The sequence below is a fragment of the Hydrocarboniclastica marina genome (genome assembly GCF_004851605.1).
Lineage (GTDB): Bacteria > Pseudomonadota > Gammaproteobacteria > Pseudomonadales > Oleiphilaceae > Hydrocarboniclastica > Hydrocarboniclastica marina.
Genome location: NZ_CP031093.1, coordinates 2,097,911 through 2,120,053, shown reverse-complemented (window position 1 = coordinate 2,120,053; position 22,143 = coordinate 2,097,911). Strand labels below are relative to the sequence as shown.

Here is a 22,143-nt window from a genome sequence, read left to right as displayed (position 1 = left end):
ATGGTCAATTACTCCGAAAGAGTCAGGGAAGTCTGGCAACGACCTGGGCCTGAAACAGTAGCGCAGGATTACAGAAACCTGGTGCGGTACGCGACCCTGGCGGCATCCAGCCACAACACCCAGCCCTGGATCTTCAAACTGGAAAAGAACCAGATCCGGATTCTTCCGGATCTGTCACGGCGCTGTCCCGCTGTGGATCCTGATGACCACCATCTCTATGCAAGCCTTGGCTGTGCCGCCGAGAATCTGTTGTTGGCAGCCGAAGCGGCGGGGCTAAAAGGTCACTGTATCTATGACGCCTCCACGTCAGGGGTAAAGATTAATTTTGAAGAAACGGCCCCTTTCCGTTCGCACTTGTTCGAAGCCATTCCCGAAAGGCAGTGCAGCCGTGTGGAATACGATGGATCGCAACTCCCTGCTGAGCAGTTGCACCAACTGGAGGAAGCGGGGCAGGGAAACGGCGTCTCCATCATGTTGTTTACTGATAACGACCGAAAAGAACAGATAGCCCGATACGTGTCTGACGGCAATATTGCCCAATTTCGGGACGATGCCTGGGCCCGGGAGCTTAAATCCTGGATTCGGTTTAGCGCGCGAGAGGCGGTCGCTAGCGGTGACGGCCTGTTTGGACCGGTCATGGGCAGCCCCGATGTACCCCGCTGGCTTGGGTTGTTGGCGATGCGCTTCGGGTTCTCCGCGAAAAAGCAGAACCAGAAAGACTACACGAACATCCGGAGCTCATCCGCCATTGCCATAGTGGTCTCCGACATCGACGACAAACCTCATTGGGTTGAGGCCGGCCGCTGCTACGAGCGACTTGCCCTGCAGGCAACTGCTCTGGGCTTGAGGACGGCCTTTATTAACCAACCGGTTGAGGTGGCACCTATACGCGCGGAGTTCGCCCGTTTCCTCGGCGTGGGCAATCGACGGCCGGATCTCATGGTGAGAATCGGTCGTGGGCCTGAAGCGCCACGATCCTTGCGCCGTCCGGTGGATGAAGTTCTGAGGACAAGCTGATGCCTTGTGTCATATTACTCACCCAATCGCGCCTGCCAGTCCTGCTGTTGGGCTTGCTCGCTCTGTTTCCGGCAGCGCGCTGGCTCTTGCTCTTCAGACACTGTCCAGGTTGGCAGGACTACGATTCCTCTGCCTGGGCCTCAGGTATGCAAGGCCAATAGCCTGATCGCGCTTGCAGCAGCGGCTGTCCTGTTCTCTACCCCGACTTTACGAAAAACCTGCTCCAGATGCTTATTGACGGTTCTCGGGCTCATTTCCAGAATCTGGCCGATCTCCCGATTGGTCTTACCGTTGGCTATCCACAAAAGCACATCTGACTCTCTGACAGTAAGATCAAAACGCTTGCGAAGGGCGGCCGTAGCCTGGTTTGGGTTCTCAGAAGCGCGTAGCCGCATCAGGTACTCCCGATTATCGACCAACGCGAGAAACTCTATGCTGCGTGTGGGCTCCACCCCTGGCAGGGGTATGGCGTGACCTGTCTCCGGTCCATGCCCAAACCATGTGCGGAGCTGTTCCTGCAGCAGCTGGCCGGCTGGCTGCGAAGGGTCGGGCAAGGCGTTGCTAACCTCTGGCGTGCTCCATAGCAGCTCACCTCGACGATTGGTGGCGAACAGGTTCTGTCCGGTGGCGTCCAGCGCCTGCCGGGCGCTTCTGGTTATGCGGGCATTGGTCAGATGAACCTGCATGCGGGCCAGCAGTTCAGTCGTGTTGATAGGCTTGGTGACATAGTCGACGCCTCCAGAGCTCAGACCCATGACGACGTGTTCGGTATCGCTAAGGCCTGTCATGAAGATAATGGGGATATCGGCAAACCCGGCTTTCTCCTTCAACAGCCGGCACGTCTCAAATCCATCCATGTTCGGCATCAACGCATCCAGTAACACGATGTCTGGTGTGATGTTATGGCTGATGTTAACGGCCTGGCTGCCGTCGAGGGCCACGAGCACTGTCATACCCGCGTTCTCGAGAGCATCGTTTATCATGCGAATGGATTCGACGGAATCGTCCACAACAAGCACTACGGTTTTGGGATTCTCATGAAGCCTCATTCGGGACTACCTCAAGCAGGGCAATGATTTTTTCGAATTGAAAATCGTTGGTCAGCCGTACCATCTCCTCCAGAAAACAAACGGAACCGGTGCCCCGATGGTTCATGGCGTCCAGAGCTTCCAGCAGTCCCTTGCGGTGTCCGATACGGGCAAGCGCAGCCAATTGATCTCTCTGTAGAGCAGGGGGTAGACCGAGTTCTGTTTTGAGGGGTGAAGGCTGACTGGCCAATGGCTCATCCGATTTCTCGTACCGCCACTCAAGCCCCAGAACTCTGGCAATGTGATCCAGCAGCAGGCTCAACCGGACTGGCTTTATGATGTATCCGTTGTGCAGATCCGGGATGTCCGTCGCATGGTGGCCTTCCTCGGCGTCCGCCGACACCATAATAACCGGCAGCGTAGCGTTATCGTGCCGGATGTCCGACAGAACCTGCCAGCCATTCAGTCCAGGCATTGAGACATCGAGAAGTAACAGGTCCGGAAGCTCTTTATCGAGTAGCTCGGCCACCTGTAAGGCATTGTTCAGTTCGCAAATCTCGAATCCCAGCGGTGACAGCATGGCGCGAATCAGTTGTCGATGGGAGTCGTCGTCATCCACGACCAGAAGTTTACGTCGGGTGCCGTGGTAGCCGTAGATGGTTCGGGACGGCTCAGATACCGAGCGCGGATTGAGGTTGTGGATGCTCGACAGCATAAGGCTCACCCGAAAAACACTGCCTTTCCCAGGTTCGCTTTCAACACTGATATCACCGCCCATAATTTCCGTAAGCAGGCGTGTAATCGTCAAACCCAGTCCTGTTCCGGTTCTGCTCTGGCCCGGCGTCCGGATGCGCTCGAACGGCCTGAATATTCGCTCCATGTTCTCCTCGGCGATTCCTTCACCGGTGTCGATAACAGTGAACTCTGCCACTTGGCTCCGGTAGCGAAGGTTCAGGGCAACTGAGCCACGGTCGGTATATTTGATGGCGTTGGATAGCAGGTTGATAAGTATCTGGCGCAGTCGTTTTTCATCCGTGGTGACCATCTCGGGCAACGGGTAGGGGCAGCTATACTCGAATTTCAGAGACTTCTCTGCCGCCTGGAGCTTGAACATGGTGACCAGCTGTTCCATCAGCAGGCCGATTCGCACCTGGTCGCGGTGCAAATCCAACCGCCCCGCTTCGATTTTGGAAATATCCAGGAGACCCTCAATCAGGTCGGCCAGGTAATCACCACTGCGCCGAATGACACCCAGTGCCTCTTTGCGTGCCGCCGGTATCAGCGGGTCGTTCTCCAGAAGCTGTGCGTACCCCAGAATGGCATTGAGGGGAGAGCGCAGTTCATGGCTGATCCCCGTAAGGTAACGGCTCTTTGCGCCGTTTGCCGCTTCGGCCTGCTCCTTCGCTGCCTGCAGTGCTTTATCAGTGCGCTCATGCGCCCGGACTTCATCGGCGAGCAGCCGATTCTGGCGCAGCGATTCTTCCTCAGCCACAACGCGGCTTTCGTGGGCGAGTACGAACAGCCAGCAGATCACGCCGGTGACGATCAGCAGGATAAAAAATACCTGCCAGAGGGTTGATGACATCAGCGACGCTTCCGCGTCGGATTGGGTCAGTGTATTGAAGTAGATAAAGGAGAGAAGCGAACCGGTGATACCGTTTATCAGCAATATAAGCGATAAAAAGTGCCCCAGGCGTGACTGGAGCAATGTCACCAGGCGGTCGGGCAAAACAAAAGTCAGCGCGGCCGCCAGCTGTTCACGGTACCCGGCGCCCGGTTTGCAGAGGTCGCCACAGCGCGCATCCAGGGAACAGCAAAGCGAGCAGATCGTGCCTTCATAGGCGGGGCACGTGGTGACGTCCTCGGCCTCGAAACTGTGTTCACAGATACAGCAACGTAGCAACAAGCAATCGGTCGCGATAGGGATGACTGGCCGGGCGGTATAGTAACGACCTTGCGTCGCCCAGGCGATGAGCGGGGCCGCCACCAGCGCGACGCCCAGTGTTATGAAATGGGATAGCGCCTGAGCGATCTCTCCTATGAGCCCGGAGTGGCAGGCGAGACCGGTGGCCGAGGCTATAAACATGGCCCCCACGCCAACAGGGTTGATGTCATAGAGGTGCGCACGTTTGAATTCGATGTGTGCGGGGCTCAGTCCGAGGGGCTTGTTGATTATCAGGTCGGCGACCAGCGCTCCAACCCAGGCTATGGCGATTACACCATAGAATCCCAGCGTTGCCTCAAGCGCCTGATAAACCCCGAGTTCCATCACCAGCAGCGCTATGCCGACATTGAAAAATAGCCAGACTACCCGGCCGGGGTGGCTGTGGGTGAGGCGGGAGAAGAAATTGGACCAGGCAATGGAGCCGGCATAGGCGTTGGTCACGTTTATTTTGACCTGGCAAAGAATGACGAACACACCCGCCACGGCCAGAGATGCTGCTGGAGACCCGGTAACGTAGTTGAAAGCGACCAGATACATATGGGTCGGGTCCACGGCGTCGGTGGCGGCAATTCCATTTTGAAGCGCCAGCACCACGAGGAAAGACCCCGCCAGAATTTTCAGCATCCCTATCACAATCCAGCCTGGCCCTCCGGCCATGACTGCAATCCACCAGCGTCGTTGTTCACTGGCGGTTGTCGGTTGAGGAATAAAACGCAGGAAATCCACCTGTTCACCGATTTGTGCGATGAGAGAGAACACAACCGCGGCGGCTGCACCGAAAAGGAGCAGGTCGAAGCGGCCGTCCGCTTCGGGCGCAACGCCCTGGAACTGGGTCCAGTCGGTAACGGTGGCAATGTCGCTGTAGAGAATAAAAACGAAGGGGGCGATTTGCAGGACCAGGAACAGCGGCTGCGTCCAGACCTGAAACCGGCTGATGGTCGTGATGCCGTGCGTCACCAGCGGAATGATCGCTACGGCGCAGATCAGGTAGCCCACAACCAGCGGAATCCCCAGCAACAGCTCAAGCGCCATGGCCATGATTGCCGCTTCAATAGCGAAGAAGATGAAGGTAAACGATGCGTAGATCAGGGAGGTGATAGTCGAACCGATGTAGCCGAACCCTGCACCGCGGGTGAGCAGGTCGATGTCAACACCGTAGCGGGCCGCGTAGTAACTGACCGGTACAGCGATCAGAAAGACAAGCAGGCTGACCACCATCGTTGCCGCTACCGCATTGGTGAAGCCGTAATGCAGGGTTATTGAGCCACCAATGGCTTCCAGCGCAAGAAACGAAATTGCCCCCAGTGCGGTGTGGCTTACGCGCCCCGCCGACCACTTACGGGCGCTCTTGGCCGTAAAGCGCAGCGCGTAATCCTCCAGGGTCTGGTTGGCCACCCACTGATTGTAATTTCTGCGGACCCGGAAGATGGTCTGTTTGGCCGCCATTCGTGCTCCTGTTGGGGGTCGCTGCTGCACCGAATAAGGGCACTCTTATGCGCTACGCCACTATTGCAACAACATCTATCAAACTCTATGCCATCCCTACCGTGGCCTTGTTCGGCAATGGCTTCGGCGTACCGGTTTGTAGCGGTATTGTCGGAGCACCGGTATGCGTTAATTGACGTAGCTCGCTAAGGTGTTCGTCGAATGTGCTCTCTTCGCTTCCTTCCCGAGAATGGCTGTGTAGGCGCTGCAAATCTGAAAGATCGGTAGCACCCGCTTTTCATCCATTCGAGGAAAGAACATGGGCAAACTACATAAGAGCCTTCTTGGCCTGGCGACGGCCATGGTGTTCGCAGGCACCGTACAGGCAGCGAATCCGCCAACGGAAGAGGTGAATACCACGGGCCTGGCGGTTACTGATGACACCGTCACCGTGGGCATCCTGCACTCCATCACCGGGACCATGTCGATCAGCGAAATTGGTTCTGTGCAGGCGGAAAAACTGGCGATCCAGCAGATCAATGAATCTGGCGGCGTGCTGGGGCGCAAAATTGAATTTGTGCAGGAAGACGGGGCCAGCGATTGGCCGACATTTGCTGAAAAAACCCGGAAGCTGCTCCGTCAGGATAACGTAGCAGCCATTTTCGGCTGTTGGACATCGGCCTCGCGCAAGGCAGTGCTGCCCGTGATGGAGCAGTACAACGGCATGTTGTACTACCCCACCTTTTACGAGGGGCTGGAGCAATCCCCCAACGTGATCTACACCGGGCAGGAAGCCACCCAGCAGATACTCGCGGGGATCGATTGGGCGGTGAAGGAAAAGGGGGCGAAGACTTTCTACCTGCTGGGATCCGATTATATCTGGCCCCGGACCTCCAATAAGATCGCCCGTAAACACATCGACAAAAAAAGCCTGAAAGTGGTGGGGGAAGAGTACTACCCGCTGGGCCACACTCAGTTCAACTCCGTGATCAACAAGATCAAGCTGCGCAAGCCAGACGTTATCTTTGCCTCAGTAGTCGGCGGCTCAAATGTCGCGTTCTACAAGCAGATGAAGGCTGCGGGCGTTGATTTCACCGACGAAAAACCCTTGCTGCTGACGATCTCCGTGACTGAGGACGAAATCCGCGGCATCGGTGGCGAAAACGTGGAAGGCATCTACGCATCCATGAAGTACTTCCAGAGCCTGGAAAACCCGAACAATGAAGAGTTTGTGGCTGCGTTCAAGGAGGCCTACGGCAAGGACATGGTGATCGGTGACGTCACCCAGGCGGCCTACCTCGGTCCCTGGCTGTGGAAAGCAGCTGTTGAAAAAGCCGGTTCTTTTGATATCGACAAAATTCGGGAAGCTTCACCCGGCATCGAACTTACCAAGGCACCTGAAGGTTATGTGCGCGTTCACGAAAACCACCACCTGTGGTCCAAAACCCGCATCGGCGTTGCTCAAACCGATGGTCAGTACAAGGTGGTTCACGAAACTGCAGAGCTGATGGAACCCGATCCATTCCCCGAAGGCTATCAGTAACAGGCAACTCCGGGTCGGTCGCTTTGGCCGGCCCGGCTCAGCTGTTTACCAGACAGGTTGTTCATTGAAGGGGAGTAAAGGGTCATGTTTGATGGTTATAGCTCCAGCGAGCTGATGTCGATATTTGCCATGCAGGGTTTTGCCGGCCTGTCCCTGTTCTCGGTCTTTGTACTGATGGCGCTGGGCCTGGCGATCATCTTCGGCCAGATGGGGGTGATCAATATGGCCCACGGGGAGTTCATGATCCTGGGCGCTTACACCACCTACCTGACGTCGTCCGTATTTCAAAGCTACCTGCCCGCCCTGTTTGAGGGCTACTTTTTCGTTGCGATGATCTTCGCTTTTCTGGCTTGTGCGGCGCTGGGCGCGTTTGTGGAGTGGGCGATGGTTCGGCATCTGTACAGGCGACCACTGGATACGCTGCTCGCAACCTGGGGGCTGAGTCTGATTCTGCAGCAGGCTTACCGCTCCATATTCGGCGCTCGGGAAGTAGGCGTGACCCTGCCGGACTGGATGATGGGTTCGATCCAGGTGACTGACCTGGTGGAGTTACCTTTGAATGGCCTGATTGTGATGGTCATTGCGCTGTCCATCGCACTGGGGATCTATCTGCTGATGTATCGCTCCGGGTGGGGTCGAAAAGTCCGGGCAGTCGTTCAGAACCGACCCATGGCAGAGGCTGTGGGCATCAACAGCGCTGGGGTCGACCGCGCAACCTTTGCGCTCGGCTGCGGCATCGCCGGGATAGCGGGTAGCGCTTTCACCATGATTGGCTCCACCGGGCCATCGTCCGGGCAGGCCTACATCGTCGATACCTTTCTGGTCGTCGTCTTCGGGGGTGCCCAGAGTCTTATTGGCACCATTGTCTCCGCATTTTCCATCTCCCAGGCTCAGTCCACCATGGAATTCTTTCTTAGCGGGTCCATGGCCAAGGTACTCACCCTGCTGGTGGTTGTAGGCATTCTGATGCTTCGCCCCGAAGGGCTGATGGCACTGAAGGTTCGTAAATAGGAGCGCCGCATGAAATCAGCATCCGTACTGCACTGGTTCAAGTCCCGTGAGGGTATCTATTATCTACTGCTGGCCCTGTTGTTGCTGGTGATTCTGCCCCTGAGCCTGGACGCTTTTCGCCTCAACATGGTGGGCAAGTACCTGACCTATGCCTTCGTGGCGGTGGGTCTGGTGATGTGTTGGGGTAAGGCCGGCATTCTCAGTCTGGGGCAGGGCGTGTTCTTTGGTCTGGGTGGCTATTGCATGGCCATGTTCCTGAAGCTGGAAGCCTCCACCCCGGAGGCTACCGCCATTCAGTCCACGCCGGGCATTCCAGACTTTATGGATTGGAATCAGCTCACCGAGTTGCCCTGGTTCTGGCAGCCATTCCACAGCTTCTCGTTCACCGTGCTGGCGGTGGTCGGCGTCCCGGTAATTCTCGCGATGATCATTGGCCTGGCGATGTTCACGCGCCGGGTCGGCGGTGTCTATTTCGCCATCATCACTCAGGCGATTGCGGCCATCCTGACTATCCTGATCATCGGCCAGCAAGGCTATACCGGCGGCGTCAACGGCATAACGGACCTTCGCACCTTGATGGGCTGGAGTATCCGTACCGACGAGGCCAGAACCATCCTGTATTTCGTATGCGTCGGCCTTTTGTTCCTGTGCCTGTTAGTGGCGCGGCTTGTAGAAAAGCGCAAGCTGGGTCGCATCCTGGTAGCGATGAACGGCCAGGAAACGCGGGTGCGCTTCTCCGGTTATAACGTCGCCTCTTTCAAGATATTTGTATTCTGCCTGGCAGCGGCCTTTGCCGGTGTTGGCGGAGCCATGTTCACGCTCCTCGTTGGATTCATGTCGCCCTCCTTCATCGGCATTGTTGCTTCCATCGAAATGGTGATCTTCTGTGCCCTGGGCGGTCGGCTGTCCATCCTGGGGGCCGTGTATGGCGCCCTGCTGGTCAATGCCGCAAAAAGCGGTTTCTCCGAATCTTTCCCGGAACTCTGGCCTTTCGCGATGGGCGCGCTGTTTATTGGCGTCGTGCTGGCCTTTCCCAATGGCCTCGCGGGGCTCTACTCGACCTACGTCATTCCGCTGGAAAAGCGTTTACTCCGCCGTAAGGCCACTGAGAAGACGGCGTCGCGCCAAGCTGTGGGCAAGGCTTCGGGTACCGACAAAAACGCGAACCTGCTGAGCGATCGGTTCAGCCCGGAGAAATCCTGATGAACGCAAAGCGAATCCAGAGCAATGAGTTTTTGCTGGCAGTCGAAGGGCTGACCGTCTCTTTCGATGGCTTCAAGGCCGTGGACGATCTTTCCTTCTATCTGGACCCGAATGAGATCCGCGTGATCATCGGCCCGAACGGGGCCGGCAAGACCACGGTGCTGGACCTTATCTGCGGGAAAACCCGAGCCTCTGGCGGTTCGATCAGGTTCAAGGGTCGGGAGCTCACAAAAATGAGAGAACATCAGATCGTCCACGCCGGGGTGGGGCGCAAGTTCCAGAATCCCTCGGTGTTTGAGGACCTGAGCGTATTCGAGAATCTTGAGGTCTCGTATCCACGCGGGCACACCGTCATGGGCGCGCTCGCGTTCAAGCGGGACAGCGCTGTGGAGGAAGCCATTGAGGAAGTAGCAGAAACCATATTCCTGTCGGAGATGCTTAACGAGCCTGCCGCTTCGCTCAGCCACGGCCAGAAGCAATGGCTGGAAATCGGCATGCTGCTTATTCAGAAACCCGAACTGCTGATGCTGGATGAGCCGGTTGCCGGGATGTCCGTAGCGGAGCGCAAGAAGACAGCTGAACTGCTGAAGGTCATTACAACCCGACATACCGTTCTGGTTATAGAGCATGACATGCAGTTTGTGGAGAACATTGCTGACCGTGTGACGGTCATGCACCAGGGCAAGGTTATTTCCGAGGGGTCAATTGAACACGTTAAAGCTGACCCGAAAGTCGTCGAAGTCTATCTGGGGCACTGATCATGCTGAATGTTACCCATCACTCGGTGGCCTACGGCCAAAGCACAATCATCAATGACCTCAATCTGGAGGTCGCCGATAACGAGATCGTAGCTGTCGTCGGCCGCAACGGTATGGGCAAGTCGACATTGATGCGGTCGCTGGTCGGAATGACACCGTCCAGGGGCGGCCAGGTTTCCCTGAACGGTATCGACCTTACAGCCATGAAAAGCTTCCAGCGGGTTCGCTCTGGCATCGGCTTTGTGCCCCAGGGCCGGATGATTTTCCCCACCCTGACCGTGAAGGAAAACATTGAAACCGGTCTTGCCGCGGTCGGCGAGAAGCGAATTCCTGAAGACCTGTACGAGCTGTTTCCAGTGCTGAAGGAAATGCAGCATCGACGGGGAGGCAACCTTTCCGGCGGCCAACAGCAACAATTGGCCATTGCCCGGGCTCTTGCGACCCGACCCAAGGTGTTACTGCTGGATGAACCGACTGAGGGTATCCAGCCCAGCATCATCAAGGACATTGCCCGAACGCTAAGACGCATTCGGGATCAGCGGGGGTTGTCGATAGTGGTGTCCGAGCAGGTGTTGAGCTTCGTTATGGACACCGCAGACCGGATTCTGGTGATCGAAAAGGGAGACATCGTGCACCAGGAAAGCCGTGAGGGTGCCGACCAGCAGAAAATTGCCAGCTATCTGTCTGTCTGACGGTCTGGCTGTTTTATACGAAGGGCAGCCTCGCACGGCTTGCCGTACGCAAAGAGTTTCCGGGGAGAAGCGAAATGAGACATGGCGATATTTCAAGTAGTGACGATACCGTCGGTGTGGCGGTCGTGAATTACAAAATGCCGCGGCTGCATACGCGGGCAGAGGTGCTCGATAACGCCCGTAATATAGCCGAGATGATCAAGGGTATGAAGGTAGGGCTTCCGGGCATGGATCTGGTGGTGTTCCCCGAATACAGCACCATGGGCATTATGTATGACAACGAAGAGATGATGGCCACCGCAGCCAGTATTCCCGGGGATGAGACGGAGATATTTTCCCAGGCCTGCAGGGAGGCGAATACCTGGGGTGTCTTCTCTCTGACCGGGGAGCAGCATGAGGCGCACCCGGGCAAGGCGCCGTATAACACGCTGGTTCTGATCAATAACGAGGGGAGTATCGTCCAGAAATACCGCAAGTGCATTCCCTGGTGCCCGGTCGAAGGCTGGTATCCCGGTGATACGACTTATGTCACCGAGGGCCCGAAGGGGATGAAGATCAGCCTGATTATCTGTGACGACGGCAATTACCCCGAGATCTGGCGCGATTGTGCCATGAAAGGCGCGGAGCTGATTGTCCGTTGCCAGGGCTATATGTATCCCGCCAAAGAGCAACAGATCATGATGGCCAAGTGTATGGCATGGGCCAACAACTGCTACGTCGCGGTCGCCAATGCGACTGGCTTCGACGGCGTATATTCGTATTTCGGGCATTCCGCCCTGATCGGGTTCGACGGGCGGACACTGGGGGAGTGTGGCGAGGAGGATATGGGGGTTCAGTACGCCCAGCTTTCACTCAGCCAGATTCGCGATGCGCGGAAAAATGACCAGTCCCAGAATCACCTGTTCAAGCTCCTGCACCGGGGCTACAGCGGCATCCAGGCTTCGGGCGACGGCGACAAGGGCGTGGCCGACTGTCCTTTTGATTTCTATCGGACCTGGGTGATGGACGCACAGAAGGCACAAGCGGATGTGGAAGCCATGACGCGCAGAACCACCGGTGTCGCAGAATGCCCGGTGGGTAGCCTGCCGGTGGCGGGCAAAGAGAAAAGCGCGGGCGCTTAACGCGGTTCTGGTGTCCTGTCCTCTCACCCTGACCACGGGATACTCGTTATGCCCTTTATCAACGAGCGCCTGGACGCAACAAGGTCTTCCGTCCAGAACAGCCAGCCCCCGGGGGAAGCGGTTCGGGTTTCCCGGTTCCGGTTCGAGCCGGAGCAGGTGATGCAGGTCCTGCGCGATCAGATTGTGGGGCAGGACCCGATACTTGCCGCGATGGAAGCCCTGCTGGTGCGGGTTAAAGCAGATATCGGCGATGAGCACCGTCCCCTCGGGGTTCACCTGTTCCTGGGACCAACCGGCGTCGGTAAGACTGAAACGGTCCGGTTGTTGGCGGAGGCCATTCACGGCGATCGGGACAGCCTCTGCCGCATCGACATGAACACACTGGCTCAAGAGCATTACGCCGCAGCGCTGACGGGTGCGCCACCGGGCTATGTCGGCAGTCGGGAAGGCCATAGCCTGTTTGATCCCGACAAAGTGCAGGGCAGTTATAGCAAGCCGGGTATTGTGCTTTTCGATGAGATCGAGAAAGCCAGCCCCGAGGTGAACCGGACGCTGCTCAACGTGCTCGATACCGGACGTCTTGTTTTACCTTCCGGCCTGAAGGAAATCGACTTTCGCAACACTCTCATCTTCATGACCAGCAATGCTGGCGCGGCCGAGGCAGAGGCCCTCCAGCAACGGTACGGCAAGGGTTGGCGGCGTTGCCTCGGATTAAGCCCGCCGGATGTTGACGCGGTCCGGGAACAGGCACTTCGCAAATATTTTGACCCGGAGTTCCTCAATCGCATTGACCAGACCCTGTCGTTCAGCAGTCTGTCCCGCGCCTGGCTCGACGACTTGCTGGATAAGGAGCTGCGGGCACTCAACCGACGGCTGCTTCGCAAAGGGGCTGAGCTGACAATCCAGCAGTCAGCCCGGGCTTTCCTGTGTGCCGGGTTTGACCCCCGTTACGGCGCACGGGAAATGCTCAGGGCGTCACGCCGGTATCTGGAGCCCGCGATCGCCCGGGCACTTTTGGACCATCCGCACCGCAACCACTTCGAAGCGACGCTGAGCGAGGGCGCACTGGTCGTTTCGCCTTGCGTCAGATAGTCGTTTTTTTACGTCAAATGACGTAGGCAGCTTGGGCATTCGGCGAATAGTCGTTCACGGCCGTGATGGCAGATAGTGGAGTGGTCATTGAGCATCCGTCACAGACGGAAAGGCAACGGCATCTGAACCTGCAAGCCTGATCCAAGGAGCGCCCGTTATGGCCGAAACTATTGTAAAGATTGACCTCAGCAAGTCTGCTTACGAGAACGAGAATATCCACAACCGCTGGCATCCTGATATTCCCATGATCGCGACCGTCAAGCCCGGCGACGACTTCATCATGGAGTGCTACGACTGGACGGGTGGTCAGATCAAGAACAACGATAGCGCAGACGACGTCCGCGATGTTGACCTGACCCAGGTGCATTTTCTTTCCGGCCCGGTTGGGGTGCAGGGGGCAGAACCAGGAGACCTGCTTGAGGTCGACATCCTCGATATCGGCGCTTTCAAGGAGAGCCAGTGGGGGTTCAACGGCTTTTTCTCCAAGCAGAACGGGGGCGGCTTTCTGACGGAACACTTCCCGGAAGCTCAGAAGTCCATCTGGGACTTCAATGGCATGTTCACCAAATCACGCCACATCCCCAATGTGGAATTCGCCGGCATGATCCATCCTGGCCTCATTGGTTGTCTGCCTTCTAAAGAAATGCTGGATGAGTGGAACCGGCGGGAGAAGGAGCTCTACGACACCGAACCTGACCGGGTCCCTGGTTTGGCCAACTTGCCCTATGCGGAAACGGCGCACCTTGGCAAGCTCGCCGGCGACGCGGCGAAACAGGCCGCGGCGGAAGGCGCCCGTACAGTTCCCCCTAGAGAGCATGGCGGTAACTGCGACATCAAAGACCTGTCCCGTGGCTCTAAAGTGTATTTTCCTGTCTATGTTAAAGGCGGTGGCCTTTCCGTGGGCGATCTTCACTTCAGCCAGGGTGACGGCGAGATTACGTTCTGCGGAGCCATCGAAATGGCCGGGTGGATCCACCTGCGGGTCAATCTGATCAAGGACGGGATGGCCAAGTACGGGATCAAAAACCCGATCTTCAAACCCAGCACGATCAAGCCCCGCTACGAAGACTACGTGATTTTTGAAGGCATTTCGGTGGATGAGCAGGGCAAGCAGCACTACCTGGATGTTCAGGTCGCCTATCGCCAGGCTTGCCTGAATGCCATCGAATACCTGACCAAGTTCGGTTATACCCCGGCGCAAGGCTACGCGTTGCTCGGTTGCGCTCCGGTTGAGGGCCATATCAGCGGCGTAGTGGACGTTCCCAATGCCTGCGCCACGCTTTGGCTACCGACGGAAATCTTCGACTTTGACATCAATCCGACGGCGGAAGGCCCGACCAAAAAGGTCAAGCCAGGAACCGACGTCCCGCTGTCGCCGGACAAGGGGTGAGCCATGCCTCTGTATGATTACAAGTGCCGCGAACACGGCTTGTTCCAGGAATTGGGCATGATGGCAGAGGCGGCGAACCCGAAACCGTGTCCTGTATGTCAGGCGCTTTCAGTCCGGGTGATTGTGCTGCCACCGGAGCTGGCACTGATGGACCCGGCAGGCAGAGAGGCCAGGGCCCGGAATGAAAAAGCGAGGCACGAACCGGTTTTCTCCACGGCGGACCGTCGGAGTAATGACGCGGAGCACCGTCAGGCCTGTGGGTGCATGAAAAAGCCTGAGGGCAAACACCAGCTCTTCTACACGGCGGATGGAAACAAGATGTTCCCGTCAATGCGCCCCTGGATGATCAGTCATTGATTGAGGCTTAGGAAATGCGGCCCAGTCCTGGAGTCCCAGTCGCCTGACGTTGGCGACTAAATACAAAGGGCTCCGGGACGGGCCTTCTTCCACGATTTTCTCACCGCGGTTCAGAAACCGGCGACTGGGAGGCAGCTATTTGAACCGCACTACCAGTTCGTGCATGTCCCTGGCGATATTACCCAATTCTTTGACGCTGTCGGTTGAGCCCTGGCTCTTGGTCAGGTTTTGCTGGGTAAGGTCCGAAATGTTCTCGACCTGGGCGTTTATCTGGTCTGACACCTGAGCCTGCTCTTCGACCGCAGCGGCCATCTGCAGCGCCATGTCGGCTATTTCACTCACGGCATCGCCTATGCCAACAAGCGTTTTCTCGGTCTCGAACATCTTTGAGAGACCTGTTGTCGCAGCTTCAGCGCCTGCTGTAGCAACTGAAACCGACTGCTCAGACCGGCTGACCAGTGTGTCCACGATTTTGTGGATCTCTTTGGTCGACTCCTGGGTTCGTCGTGCAAGACCACGAACTTCATCAGCCACAACCGCAAAGCCCCGGCCGTGGTCACCCGCTCGCGCAGCCTCTATGGCCGCATTCAGGGCCAGAAGATTGGTCTGCTCAGCGATCTGCTCAATGATACCGGCCACCGAAGCAATGTTGTGGCTCTGTTCGGCGAGTTCCGAAACCGATACTCGAATGCCGTCGACGGTCTCTTTCAGCTGCTCGATCGCCAAACGGGTTGCTTCTACTACCTTACGGCCTTGTACAGTCTGGTTGCGGGACTCCTCCGCCTTCGCTGCCGTGGCCTGAACATTGGAAGAAACTTCCGCGACTGTAGTCGACATCTCGTGCACCGCTGCCGCGACCTGAGCCGTTTCCGCAGCCTGCCTGTTAAGGGAATCCTGGGTTTCCTGCGCAAGCTCCATACCGGCCATCGAGCGCAAACTGACCTGGGACGCGGAGTCTTCAATGCGCGTCAGCACAGTATCCAGGTGAGCTCGCTGTGCCATGACAGCAACCTTGATCTGCCCGGTGTCGATCCTGCGATCATCGGTGAAGCTTTTCGCGGCCAGCACGTCGGTGAAACTACCGTGTAACAGTTGCTTCAGGTCAGCTTGAAAACGCATCTCAGTCAGCTGTTTCCAGGTAACAGACGCGACCAGCGCCAGCATGAGCAGGCCGATGGCCACGTTGGAATGCTGTGCGACCGCAGCCCCGACGGCGAGGCAGGTGGTGATGGTAAGTAGCACCAGGGGAACCGATACATGATCGAGCGGCTTCGCTATTTTCTTGCCGCTGTTGATTCTTGCGTAAAGACGGGACGCGCGCTCGACATCTTCACGCGCAGGGCAGGAACGCACTGATTCGTAGCCAACGATTTTGCCGCCTTCGGTTATAGGCGTAACGTAGGCATTCACCCAATAGAAGTCGCCGTTCTTACAGCGGTTCTTGATGAGACCCATCCACGGCTTGCCGGCTTTCAGGTGCGACCATACGTTGTCAAATGCCGCCGCGGGCATGTCCGGGTGCCGAACGATGTTATGAGGCTGACCAATCAGCTGATCCCTGCTGAAACCACTAATCTCTACGAAGGCGTCATTGCAGTGTTTGATCTTGCCTTTGAGGTCGGTCGAAGAGATGAGTTTCTGCCCGACTTGAAATCGCCGTTCGGTCTGCGTGACTGGAAGGTTCTGTCTCATTGTAGTAATTGTTCTCGGCTAAGAAGAATAGAGAAACCGCACAGCAGTGATTACTATCGCGCTCAGGTACGTATCGGCAGCTTTCCGCTAAAGTGTAGTTCTCTCCTGCTCGTTGGATCTACGTACATTACGTAACGGCCTAGAGAAGCTGGAGCCAGTTTGGTAGCCCGCTTCTTTAGAGGCGCGTTTGCTGTAATGGTCGGCCGAGGTCTTGGTTTGTCCTCGACGGAAACAGGCCGACACTCTGGAATATCAGGGGCAGCAAAGCTCAGTCGCTACGGCGTCTGGCCCGCTTTACGGCTTGCCGACAGGCATGCCAAATCTGGCCCGCGCAGCGGCATACTCCGCTTTGAGGTCTGCTGCCGTTTCAGCCACTGTTGTAATGCTCGTGATACTACCGACACCTTGACCGGCGCCCCATATGTCTTTCCAGGCCTTGCTCTTACTGCCCGTGTCACTGAATTGCATTTTGGACGGGTCCGAGGTGCCCAGGTTTTCAGGGTCGAGCCCCGCATTCTCGATACTGCCCCTGAGGTAATTGCCGTGCACGCCCGTGAAGAGGTTGGTGTAGACCACATCCGCCGCTGAAGATGTGGTGACCATCTCTTTGTAGGCCTGATCCGCGTTGGCCTCTCGAGTGGCAATGAAACGGGTGCCCATATAGGCGAGATCGGCGCCCATGACTTCAGCGCTGAGAATGTGATGCCCTTTGGTCAGGGAGCCAGCAAGGATCACAGTGCCGTCGTAGAAACCGCGGATTTCGGTGAGCAGGGCAAAAGGGCTCAACGCACCGGCATGGCCGCCCGCGCCGGCACTGACCAGTATGAGGCCGTCGACCCCGGCGCTGAGGGCTTTTTTGGCGTGACGCACATTGATGACGTCGTGGAAGACCAGGCCGCCATAGCTGTGGATAGCATCGACCACGTCAGTTGGCGCGCGCAGGCTGGTGATGACGATGGGTACCTTGTGCTTTACGCAGACTTCCACGTCATGGGCCAGGCGCTCGTTGGACGAATGACATATCTGGTTTACCGCAAACGGGCCGACTTTTGCGTCCGGGTGCTCCGCCTGATATTTCTCCAGTTCGCGCTGGATCTGTGTGATCCATTCGTCGAGCTTTTCTGCGGGTCGGGCGTTCAGTGCGGGGAACGAGCCAACAAGGCCGGCTTTGCACTGCTCGATGACCATCTCAGGATTAGAGAGAATGAACATCGGCGAGCAGATCACAGGGAGCGCCAGTTTGTCAGCCAACTGCGTTGGTAGGCTCATGTCTTTTCTCCATGCAGGATAGGAATTTGGACGTCAATGCAGAAGTCGACCCGCAAACGGGCGCTCAGCTGAGCGCTTGGCTGCGTATGTCTCTTCGTCTGGATAGCCGTTTCAGTGGTCGCGAAAAACCACCGTATTCTCGAGTTCTTCCCGCGTGGTCCGGGTGCGGTTGGCGGCCACCTCAGGGTCTTCATAACCGAAACTGATGCCCAGCAGAATACCCACGCTACCGTCGATATCGAAAGCGCTGCGCACAAGGTCGGGGTAGTTACGCATACTGCCCATTGCGCAGGAACTCACCCCAAAGGCCGTCATGGCCAGCATGAGTGTCTGGGCGTACATGCCCACGTCCAGCGCGATGGTTTCGCCAAAGGACCGGTCCATGGCGAGAAAAGCGATATGGGGCGCATCGAATAGCTCAAAGTTGCGCAGAGCTGCCCGCATTCTGCCGGGTTTATCGTCCCGGCTGATGCCCATTTCGTCATAGAGTGCTACCGCACAGGCGACCTGTCGCTTACGGTACTGGCCCTCGAACCGTTCAACATACTGGAAGTCCGAGTTGGCCGGCGTTCCCGCACGGGCACGCTCCACAAACTGATCCCGGAGCTGGTCCTTCAGCCGCCCGGAGGCTACGAACGTCTGCCATGGCTGGGTGTTACAGTTCGACGGCGCCTTCTGGGCAAGCGCAAAAATCTGGTCGAGCGTATCCTGGGGTACGGGGTCAGGATGGAAGCCCCGCACTGAACGGCGGGCTGAGATAGCATCCACCAGAGACATCTGTTCTTGAACGTTCATTCGACTACGACTCCGAAGGTGCGTTATGAAAGGCGATGCCAAATTCGTGGCCAAAGCCGGGTACGTTAGCAAGGTAACGATGCACCGCGGTAGTCCCTTTTCGTATCAGATTATTACGAGGGCCATGCCCGTACCCTTCATCCAGGCGGGTTCGGTACCAGCGCGACAGCCAGGGGGAATACGCGCGCTTCGTGCCCGTTCCGCAAGCTTTGCAGAGCGGTTGAAAGTTTTACCGACTTTTTCCGGACGTGCGCGGGTTAAAAGCCGCCACACTCCAGGAGATCACCGTCGGGTGAGGCGCCAGGGCGCAGGGCAGACATGCCGCGCCGCGAAGCCTGGTCCGTGGATTTGCTGGCGGATAAGCTGGCCGTTTCTGATGGGCATGTACCCTGCATAGTGAAGTCGCGACCGTCCTGGGCGCGCACAAGCGCAACTATGCCGTTGTCCTTGGCGGCCAGGCAGTTGCCCATGGCGGCCGGACAAAGATGAGCTACGGCAGCCATTTGGCTCGACAGGCCCATACCGCCAGATCAACCACGAGAACGCAAGGAGCACACTCATGGCAAACACTGAAACCCGCATGGAAAATACTGAAACCCGGGCGCTGAACCACACCGGCATCAACATGTCGCCGACCCTGACCAAGGAGATGCTGAGCGGCAACGCGCTGTTCAAGGTCGGGCCTGTCAGTTCCGAAGAGATGGCGGCTATTCGCACCAGCTACATCACCCTGAAAACATCCGTCGGCTCGGTTCCCATTCCAGGGACATTCCGAGGCTTCCTCCAGACCGGCAAGGACAAACTGACGGGGCACAACCCGGAAGTGCTGATAAACAAGCTCGGGCAACGGCTGGCGTTCGAGCGCACTGGCGTCAGGCTCTATGATGCGTTGATCATGAAATGTGAAGCCGATCAGACAAGCCCGGGGGCGGACGTCATCTCCTTGGATGTTCTGAAGCAGTTCCGCAAAGAAGAGGCCGAGCATTTTGAGCTTGTGAAGGAAGTCATGGACTCCATCGGTGCGGACCCGACTGCCCAGACGCCCGATGCCGATGCTTCGGCGATGGCGGCGCTGGGTGTTATCAAAGTGCTGACCGAACCACGGACGTCATTTCCGCAGTGCCTCAACGCCATACTTGCCGCGGAACTGACGGATCACGCTGCGTGGGAACTACTCGTTGAGCTTGCCCACGGTATGGGCCAGACCAAGACGGCTCAGCGTTTCCAGGAAGCCCTGGGGCAGGAGAGTAAACACGTTGAGCAGATCAAGAGCTGGCTACGCGAAATGACGCTTCAGCAGGCGACCGCGATCTGAACGCCAACTGACAGAGAAAGCCGCTATTCGGCCTCGATTGGCACTGCCAAGGATTGCGTAAAAGCCTGACGGACTGCTAGCGTTGAATTACACCATGACCCATGGACGATGCGAAGCTCGGCATGGGCTTGAAATGTAACGCGTGGGGCGCAACCACTGACAGGGGAGGTTAAGTGGCAGTTTTTAGCCCAGACAGCTGGACGTTATTGCAGAGCAGTCTTGTCTTTGCTGCCTGTGCAGTGGTGATTGGGGTTCTGGGCACGCGGCTGACGCGCATCGTCGATCAGTTGGCGGACCGAACAGGACTTGGTGAAGCTATTGCCGGAGCTGTGCTTTTGGGCGCCTCGACCTCACTGTCCGGGGCCGTGCTTTCTGTAACGGCAGCGTGGAAGGGCCACGCTGAGCTTTCGGTCAGTAACGCGCTCGGCGGAATCGCCGTGCAGACGCTGTTTCTGGCGGTAGCCGATATTTTCTACAGGCGAGCAAACCTTGAGCATGCGGCCGCTTCTGCGCCCAACATGCTCCAGAACGCTCTGCTCATGTCCCTGCTGGCGATCATCCTTCTGGCGCCAACGCTGCCGGATGTTACTGTCTGGGGCGTTCATCCGGTCACCCCGATTCTCTTCTGCCTGTACATCTACGGCATAAAATTGGTCAAAGGTGCGCGGCTTCAGCCCATGTGGAACCCGTCGATCACGCGTGAGACGCGCGACGATGTTCCCGAGGATGAAGACGCGACGCCGGCGCTGCCCAGGTTGGTTATCGAGTTTCTGATACTGATCAGCACCATGGGTTTCGCCGGTTGGATACTTGAGCCGGCAGCTTCAAATATTGCCGCCCGGACAGGTCTTGGGCAAACCATCGTAGGTGTGCTCTTTACTGCCACCAGCACCTCGCTACCGGAACTCGTGACCTCCATAGCCGCAGTGCGCCGCGGCGCGTTGACGCTCGCGGTTGGCGGCATAGTGGGTGGCAACGCTTTCGATACGTTGTTTACGGCTGCATCCGACATCGCCTACCGGGACGGCTCTATTTACCATGCCATGTCTGAACAGGCTGTGTTCTGGGTCAGCCTCTCGCTAGTGATGACCAGTTTCCTGATGATGGGCTTGATCCGCAGGCAGGAGCAGGGCCTGGGCGGTATAGGAGCGGAAAGCGTAGCGCTGATTGTCGTCTATGGACTCGGTGTGGGAAGGCTTTTTATCAGTTGACTGGGCAGTTGACTGGGCAGTTGAGTAGTCAGGTGAATAGTCAGTTGACTGACAGCCCCGTGGGCGTTTTGAGCCGCGTAGCCCAATGCCGAGCGCTGATGTCGACACGAAAACCGAACGCTGCCTGAACACTGGCGTGCAGCGCAGGTGGGCATAGGGGGGGTGAGAATGTCGGAGCCGCATGGCCCTCGGGACCTGGAGCAAATGCTGGACCGTATCGCGTACGCGGAGCGAACAGGCGGTGAGCGGACCACGCTGGAAGGCATTGTGACTGCCGTCGGACGCCGCTCCTTCGGCCCGCTGCTGCTCGTTCCCGGCATTATCACCCTGATGCCCATCGTGGGCGACATTCCTGGCGTGCCCACGCTGATGGCGTTGCTCGTTCTGGTGGTGGCAGGACAGCTTTTGCTGGGGCGGGATTACTTCTGGTTGCCTGACTTTCTCCTGAAGCGTTCAGTCGAGCGCGACAAGGTGCGGAAATCGCTGAAGTGGACGCGTCCGCCTGCACGCTTCATGGACCGCTTCTTCCGTCCCCGCCTTGCCATTTTCACCCGCGGAATCGGCGTTTATGCTGTCGCGCTCGTGTGCATCGGTATAGCGCTGACCATGCCGCCGATGGAGTTCATACCTTTCTCGGCCAATGGCGCAGGGCTGGCATTGACGCTGTTTGGCCTTGCACTTATGGCCCACGATGGCCTGATGGCCTTGATCGCTTTCGCGACGACGATAGTGACCTGGGCCTTGGTGCTCAACTTTGTCTAGCGGGCCGGTCCGTCACGGGGCGCAGTTCTCAACACGGGCAAAGCGCGACGCAGGGGCGCGGCTCGCCTAAGCGGTCCGACTTGTATCCAGCCTGATTCGCAGACCCCAGCTTGCCGTCGCTCAATCCAGGTCTTCGAGAAGAGCTTCCATGATGTCATTCATGGAGATGAAACCAAGCAGCTCGTTATCTCGCAGAACCAGCAAACGTTTGACCCTATGCTCCGTCATCATCGAGGCGACGTGTTTAAGCGCCAGGTTTTCGCCGACTGACAGCGCCGGACGCGCGCAAACGTCGTAGACATTAAGAAGATCGATGTCGCCGCCTTCGGCCACGATGGTCTTCAGTATGTTTGTGTAGGTGATCAGGCCCCACGCGTCATTCGGGTTCTGCTGGTGCACCACCAACGATTTCAGCCCATGCTGCTTCATCAGGCCCAGCGCCTCACGGATCTTGGCCAGGGGTGACACCGTAACCACATCCCGGACCATCACATCTTTTACCAGTCGCATCTTGGAT

General features: G+C 57.5%; 21 protein-coding genes. 14 read left to right on the top strand and 7 right to left on the bottom strand.

All coding sequences use genetic code 11. The features are described 5' to 3' along the window. Nucleotides 1-1,017: an Acg family FMN-binding oxidoreductase gene (locus soil367_RS09470; RefSeq protein WP_136548875.1), complete on the top strand. Its 1,017-nt coding sequence runs from the start codon at nt 1-3 to the stop codon at nt 1,015-1,017. 140 nt (nt 1,018-1,157) lie between these two features. Here soil367_RS09470 and soil367_RS09465 read toward each other — a convergent pair whose 3' ends face one another. Together soil367_RS09465 and soil367_RS09460 are read right to left on the bottom strand one after the other, a co-directional pair. Then, nucleotides 1,158-2,066, bottom strand: a complete 909-nt coding sequence (locus tag soil367_RS09465) for a response regulator transcription factor (RefSeq protein WP_136548874.1) — start codon at nt 2,064-2,066, stop codon at nt 1,158-1,160. Beyond that, a complete protein-coding gene (locus tag soil367_RS09460) occupies nt 2,053-5,436 on the bottom strand; it encodes a hybrid sensor histidine kinase/response regulator (protein ID WP_136548873.1) in 3,384 nt (1,127 codons plus the stop codon). Before soil367_RS09460 ends, soil367_RS09465 begins: the two co-directional genes overlap by 14 nt. A gap of 47 nt (nt 5,437-5,483) precedes the next feature. Between soil367_RS09460 and soil367_RS19120 the strand changes: the two genes are divergently transcribed. The 10 genes from soil367_RS19120 (at nt 5,484) to soil367_RS09415 (ending at nt 14,582) form a co-directional block, all read left to right on the top strand. After that, nucleotides 5,484-5,612, top strand: coding sequence for a hypothetical protein (locus soil367_RS19120; RefSeq protein WP_281283901.1), 129 nt, complete (start codon nt 5,484-5,486; stop codon nt 5,610-5,612). Nucleotides 5,613-5,734: 122 nt separating this feature from the next. Next, nucleotides 5,735-6,958, top strand: a complete 1,224-nt coding sequence (gene urtA, locus soil367_RS09455; RefSeq protein WP_136548872.1) for an urea ABC transporter substrate-binding protein — start codon at nt 5,735-5,737, stop codon at nt 6,956-6,958. A gap of 84 nt (nt 6,959-7,042) precedes the next feature. After that, nucleotides 7,043-7,969: an urea ABC transporter permease subunit UrtB gene (gene urtB, locus soil367_RS09450; RefSeq protein WP_136548871.1), complete on the top strand. Its 927-nt coding sequence runs from the start codon at nt 7,043-7,045 to the stop codon at nt 7,967-7,969. A gap of 9 nt (nt 7,970-7,978) precedes the next feature. Beyond that, on the top strand, nt 7,979-9,172 hold the full coding sequence (gene urtC / locus soil367_RS09445; protein WP_136548870.1) for an urea ABC transporter permease subunit UrtC: 1,194 nt from the start codon (nt 7,979-7,981) through the stop codon (nt 9,170-9,172). Next, nucleotides 9,172-9,930 carry an urea ABC transporter ATP-binding protein UrtD gene (gene urtD / locus soil367_RS09440; RefSeq protein ID WP_136548869.1) on the top strand — a complete coding sequence of 253 codons (759 nt, stop codon included), beginning with the start codon at nt 9,172-9,174 and terminating at the stop codon, nt 9,928-9,930. The genes urtC and urtD overlap by 1 nt, the downstream gene beginning before the upstream one ends. 2 nt (nt 9,931-9,932) lie before the next feature. After that, complete coding sequence (gene urtE, locus soil367_RS09435; RefSeq protein ID WP_136548868.1) at nt 9,933-10,622, top strand: urea ABC transporter ATP-binding subunit UrtE; 690 nt, start codon at nt 9,933-9,935, stop codon at nt 10,620-10,622. 74 nt (nt 10,623-10,696) lie between these two features. Beyond that, nucleotides 10,697-11,743 (top strand): aliphatic amidase, encoded by a 1,047-nt coding sequence (locus soil367_RS09430; protein ID WP_136548867.1) that lies wholly within the window; start codon nt 10,697-10,699, stop codon nt 11,741-11,743. Between the two features lie 48 nt (nt 11,744-11,791). Beyond that, nucleotides 11,792-12,835: an AAA family ATPase gene (locus soil367_RS09425; RefSeq protein WP_136548866.1), complete on the top strand. Its 1,044-nt coding sequence runs from the start codon at nt 11,792-11,794 to the stop codon at nt 12,833-12,835. 157 nt (nt 12,836-12,992) lie between these two features. Next, entirely contained in the window at nt 12,993-14,225 is a 1,233-nt protein-coding gene (gene fmdA, locus soil367_RS09420) for a formamidase (RefSeq protein WP_136548865.1), read from the top strand. Nucleotides 14,226-14,228: 3 nt separating this feature from the next. Beyond that, nucleotides 14,229-14,582: a zinc ribbon domain-containing protein gene (locus soil367_RS09415; RefSeq protein WP_136548864.1), complete on the top strand. Its 354-nt coding sequence runs from the start codon at nt 14,229-14,231 to the stop codon at nt 14,580-14,582. Between the two features lie 135 nt (nt 14,583-14,717). Here the strand turns inward: soil367_RS09415 and soil367_RS09410 are convergent, their stop codons facing one another. The 4 genes from soil367_RS09410 to soil367_RS09395 form a co-directional block, all read right to left on the bottom strand. Continuing rightward, nucleotides 14,718-16,274, bottom strand: a complete 1,557-nt coding sequence (locus soil367_RS09410) for a methyl-accepting chemotaxis protein (protein WP_136548863.1) — start codon at nt 16,272-16,274, stop codon at nt 14,718-14,720. Between the two features lie 294 nt (nt 16,275-16,568). Further along, entirely contained in the window at nt 16,569-17,543 is a 975-nt protein-coding gene (locus soil367_RS09405) for an NAD(P)H-dependent flavin oxidoreductase (RefSeq protein WP_136548862.1), read from the bottom strand. 111 nt (nt 17,544-17,654) lie between these two features. After that, nucleotides 17,655-18,338, bottom strand: a complete 684-nt coding sequence (locus tag soil367_RS09400) for a nitroreductase (protein WP_136548861.1) — start codon at nt 18,336-18,338, stop codon at nt 17,655-17,657. Nucleotides 18,339-18,595: 257 nt separating this feature from the next. Further along, nucleotides 18,596-18,841, bottom strand: coding sequence for a hypothetical protein (locus soil367_RS09395; protein WP_136548860.1), 246 nt, complete (start codon nt 18,839-18,841; stop codon nt 18,596-18,598). A 56-nt stretch (nt 18,842-18,897) separates the two neighbouring features. Between soil367_RS09395 and soil367_RS09390 the strand changes: the two genes are divergently transcribed. The 3 genes from soil367_RS09390 to soil367_RS09380 all read left to right on the top strand — a co-directional run bounded on the left by soil367_RS09390 (nt 18,898) and on the right by soil367_RS09380 (nt 21,626). Further along, nucleotides 18,898-19,653 carry a ferritin-like domain-containing protein gene (locus soil367_RS09390; protein ID WP_216642702.1) on the top strand — a complete coding sequence of 252 codons (756 nt, stop codon included), beginning with the start codon at nt 18,898-18,900 and terminating at the stop codon, nt 19,651-19,653. Nucleotides 19,654-19,826: 173 nt separating this feature from the next. Next, nucleotides 19,827-20,864, top strand: coding sequence for a sodium:calcium antiporter (locus soil367_RS09385; protein ID WP_136548859.1), 1,038 nt, complete (start codon nt 19,827-19,829; stop codon nt 20,862-20,864). 168 nt (nt 20,865-21,032) lie between these two features. Further along, nucleotides 21,033-21,626, top strand: coding sequence for an exopolysaccharide biosynthesis protein (locus tag soil367_RS09380; protein WP_136548858.1), 594 nt, complete (start codon nt 21,033-21,035; stop codon nt 21,624-21,626). 120 nt (nt 21,627-21,746) lie between these two features. Here the strand turns inward: soil367_RS09380 and soil367_RS09375 are convergent, their stop codons facing one another. Beyond that, nucleotides 21,747-22,136, bottom strand: coding sequence for a CBS domain-containing protein (locus soil367_RS09375; protein ID WP_136548857.1), 390 nt, complete (start codon nt 22,134-22,136; stop codon nt 21,747-21,749). Nucleotides 22,137-22,143 lie beyond the last annotated feature (7 nt).

Excerpts from the sequence above, each read along its gene's own strand:
- urtA (WP_136548872.1), top strand. The coding sequence starts at position 5,735 with ATGGGCAAACTACATAAGAGCCTTCTTGGCCTGGCGACGGCCATGGTG.
- soil367_RS09375 (WP_136548857.1), bottom strand. The coding sequence starts at position 22,136 with ATGCGACTGGTAAAAGATGTGATGGTCCGGGATGTGGTTACGGTGTCA.
- soil367_RS09460 (WP_136548873.1), bottom strand. The coding sequence starts at position 5,436 with ATGGCGGCCAAACAGACCATCTTCCGGGTCCGCAGAAATTACAATCAG.
- soil367_RS09400 (WP_136548861.1), bottom strand. The coding sequence starts at position 18,338 with ATGAACGTTCAAGAACAGATGTCTCTGGTGGATGCTATCTCAGCCCGC.
- soil367_RS19120 (WP_281283901.1), top strand. The coding sequence starts at position 5,484 with ATGCGCTACGCCACTATTGCAACAACATCTATCAAACTCTATGCCATC.
- soil367_RS09380 (WP_136548858.1), top strand. The coding sequence starts at position 21,033 with ATGTCGGAGCCGCATGGCCCTCGGGACCTGGAGCAAATGCTGGACCGT.
- soil367_RS09410 (WP_136548863.1), bottom strand. The coding sequence starts at position 16,274 with ATGAGACAGAACCTTCCAGTCACGCAGACCGAACGGCGATTTCAAGTC.
- urtD (WP_136548869.1), top strand. The coding sequence starts at position 9,172 with ATGAACGCAAAGCGAATCCAGAGCAATGAGTTTTTGCTGGCAGTCGAA.
- urtC (WP_136548870.1), top strand. The coding sequence starts at position 7,979 with ATGAAATCAGCATCCGTACTGCACTGGTTCAAGTCCCGTGAGGGTATC.
- urtE (WP_136548868.1), top strand. The coding sequence starts at position 9,933 with ATGCTGAATGTTACCCATCACTCGGTGGCCTACGGCCAAAGCACAATC.
- urtB (WP_136548871.1), top strand. The coding sequence starts at position 7,043 with ATGTTTGATGGTTATAGCTCCAGCGAGCTGATGTCGATATTTGCCATG.
- soil367_RS09465 (WP_136548874.1), bottom strand. The coding sequence starts at position 2,066 with ATGAGGCTTCATGAGAATCCCAAAACCGTAGTGCTTGTTGTGGACGAT.
- soil367_RS09470 (WP_136548875.1), top strand. The coding sequence starts at position 1 with ATGGTCAATTACTCCGAAAGAGTCAGGGAAGTCTGGCAACGACCTGGG.
- soil367_RS09425 (WP_136548866.1), top strand. The coding sequence starts at position 11,792 with ATGCCCTTTATCAACGAGCGCCTGGACGCAACAAGGTCTTCCGTCCAG.
- soil367_RS09430 (WP_136548867.1), top strand. The coding sequence starts at position 10,697 with ATGAGACATGGCGATATTTCAAGTAGTGACGATACCGTCGGTGTGGCG.
- soil367_RS09415 (WP_136548864.1), top strand. The coding sequence starts at position 14,229 with ATGCCTCTGTATGATTACAAGTGCCGCGAACACGGCTTGTTCCAGGAA.
- soil367_RS09405 (WP_136548862.1), bottom strand. The coding sequence starts at position 17,543 with ATGAGCCTACCAACGCAGTTGGCTGACAAACTGGCGCTCCCTGTGATC.
- soil367_RS09395 (WP_136548860.1), bottom strand. The coding sequence starts at position 18,841 with ATGGCTGCCGTAGCTCATCTTTGTCCGGCCGCCATGGGCAACTGCCTG.
- fmdA (WP_136548865.1), top strand. The coding sequence starts at position 12,993 with ATGGCCGAAACTATTGTAAAGATTGACCTCAGCAAGTCTGCTTACGAG.
- soil367_RS09390 (WP_216642702.1), top strand. The coding sequence starts at position 18,898 with ATGGCAAACACTGAAACCCGCATGGAAAATACTGAAACCCGGGCGCTG.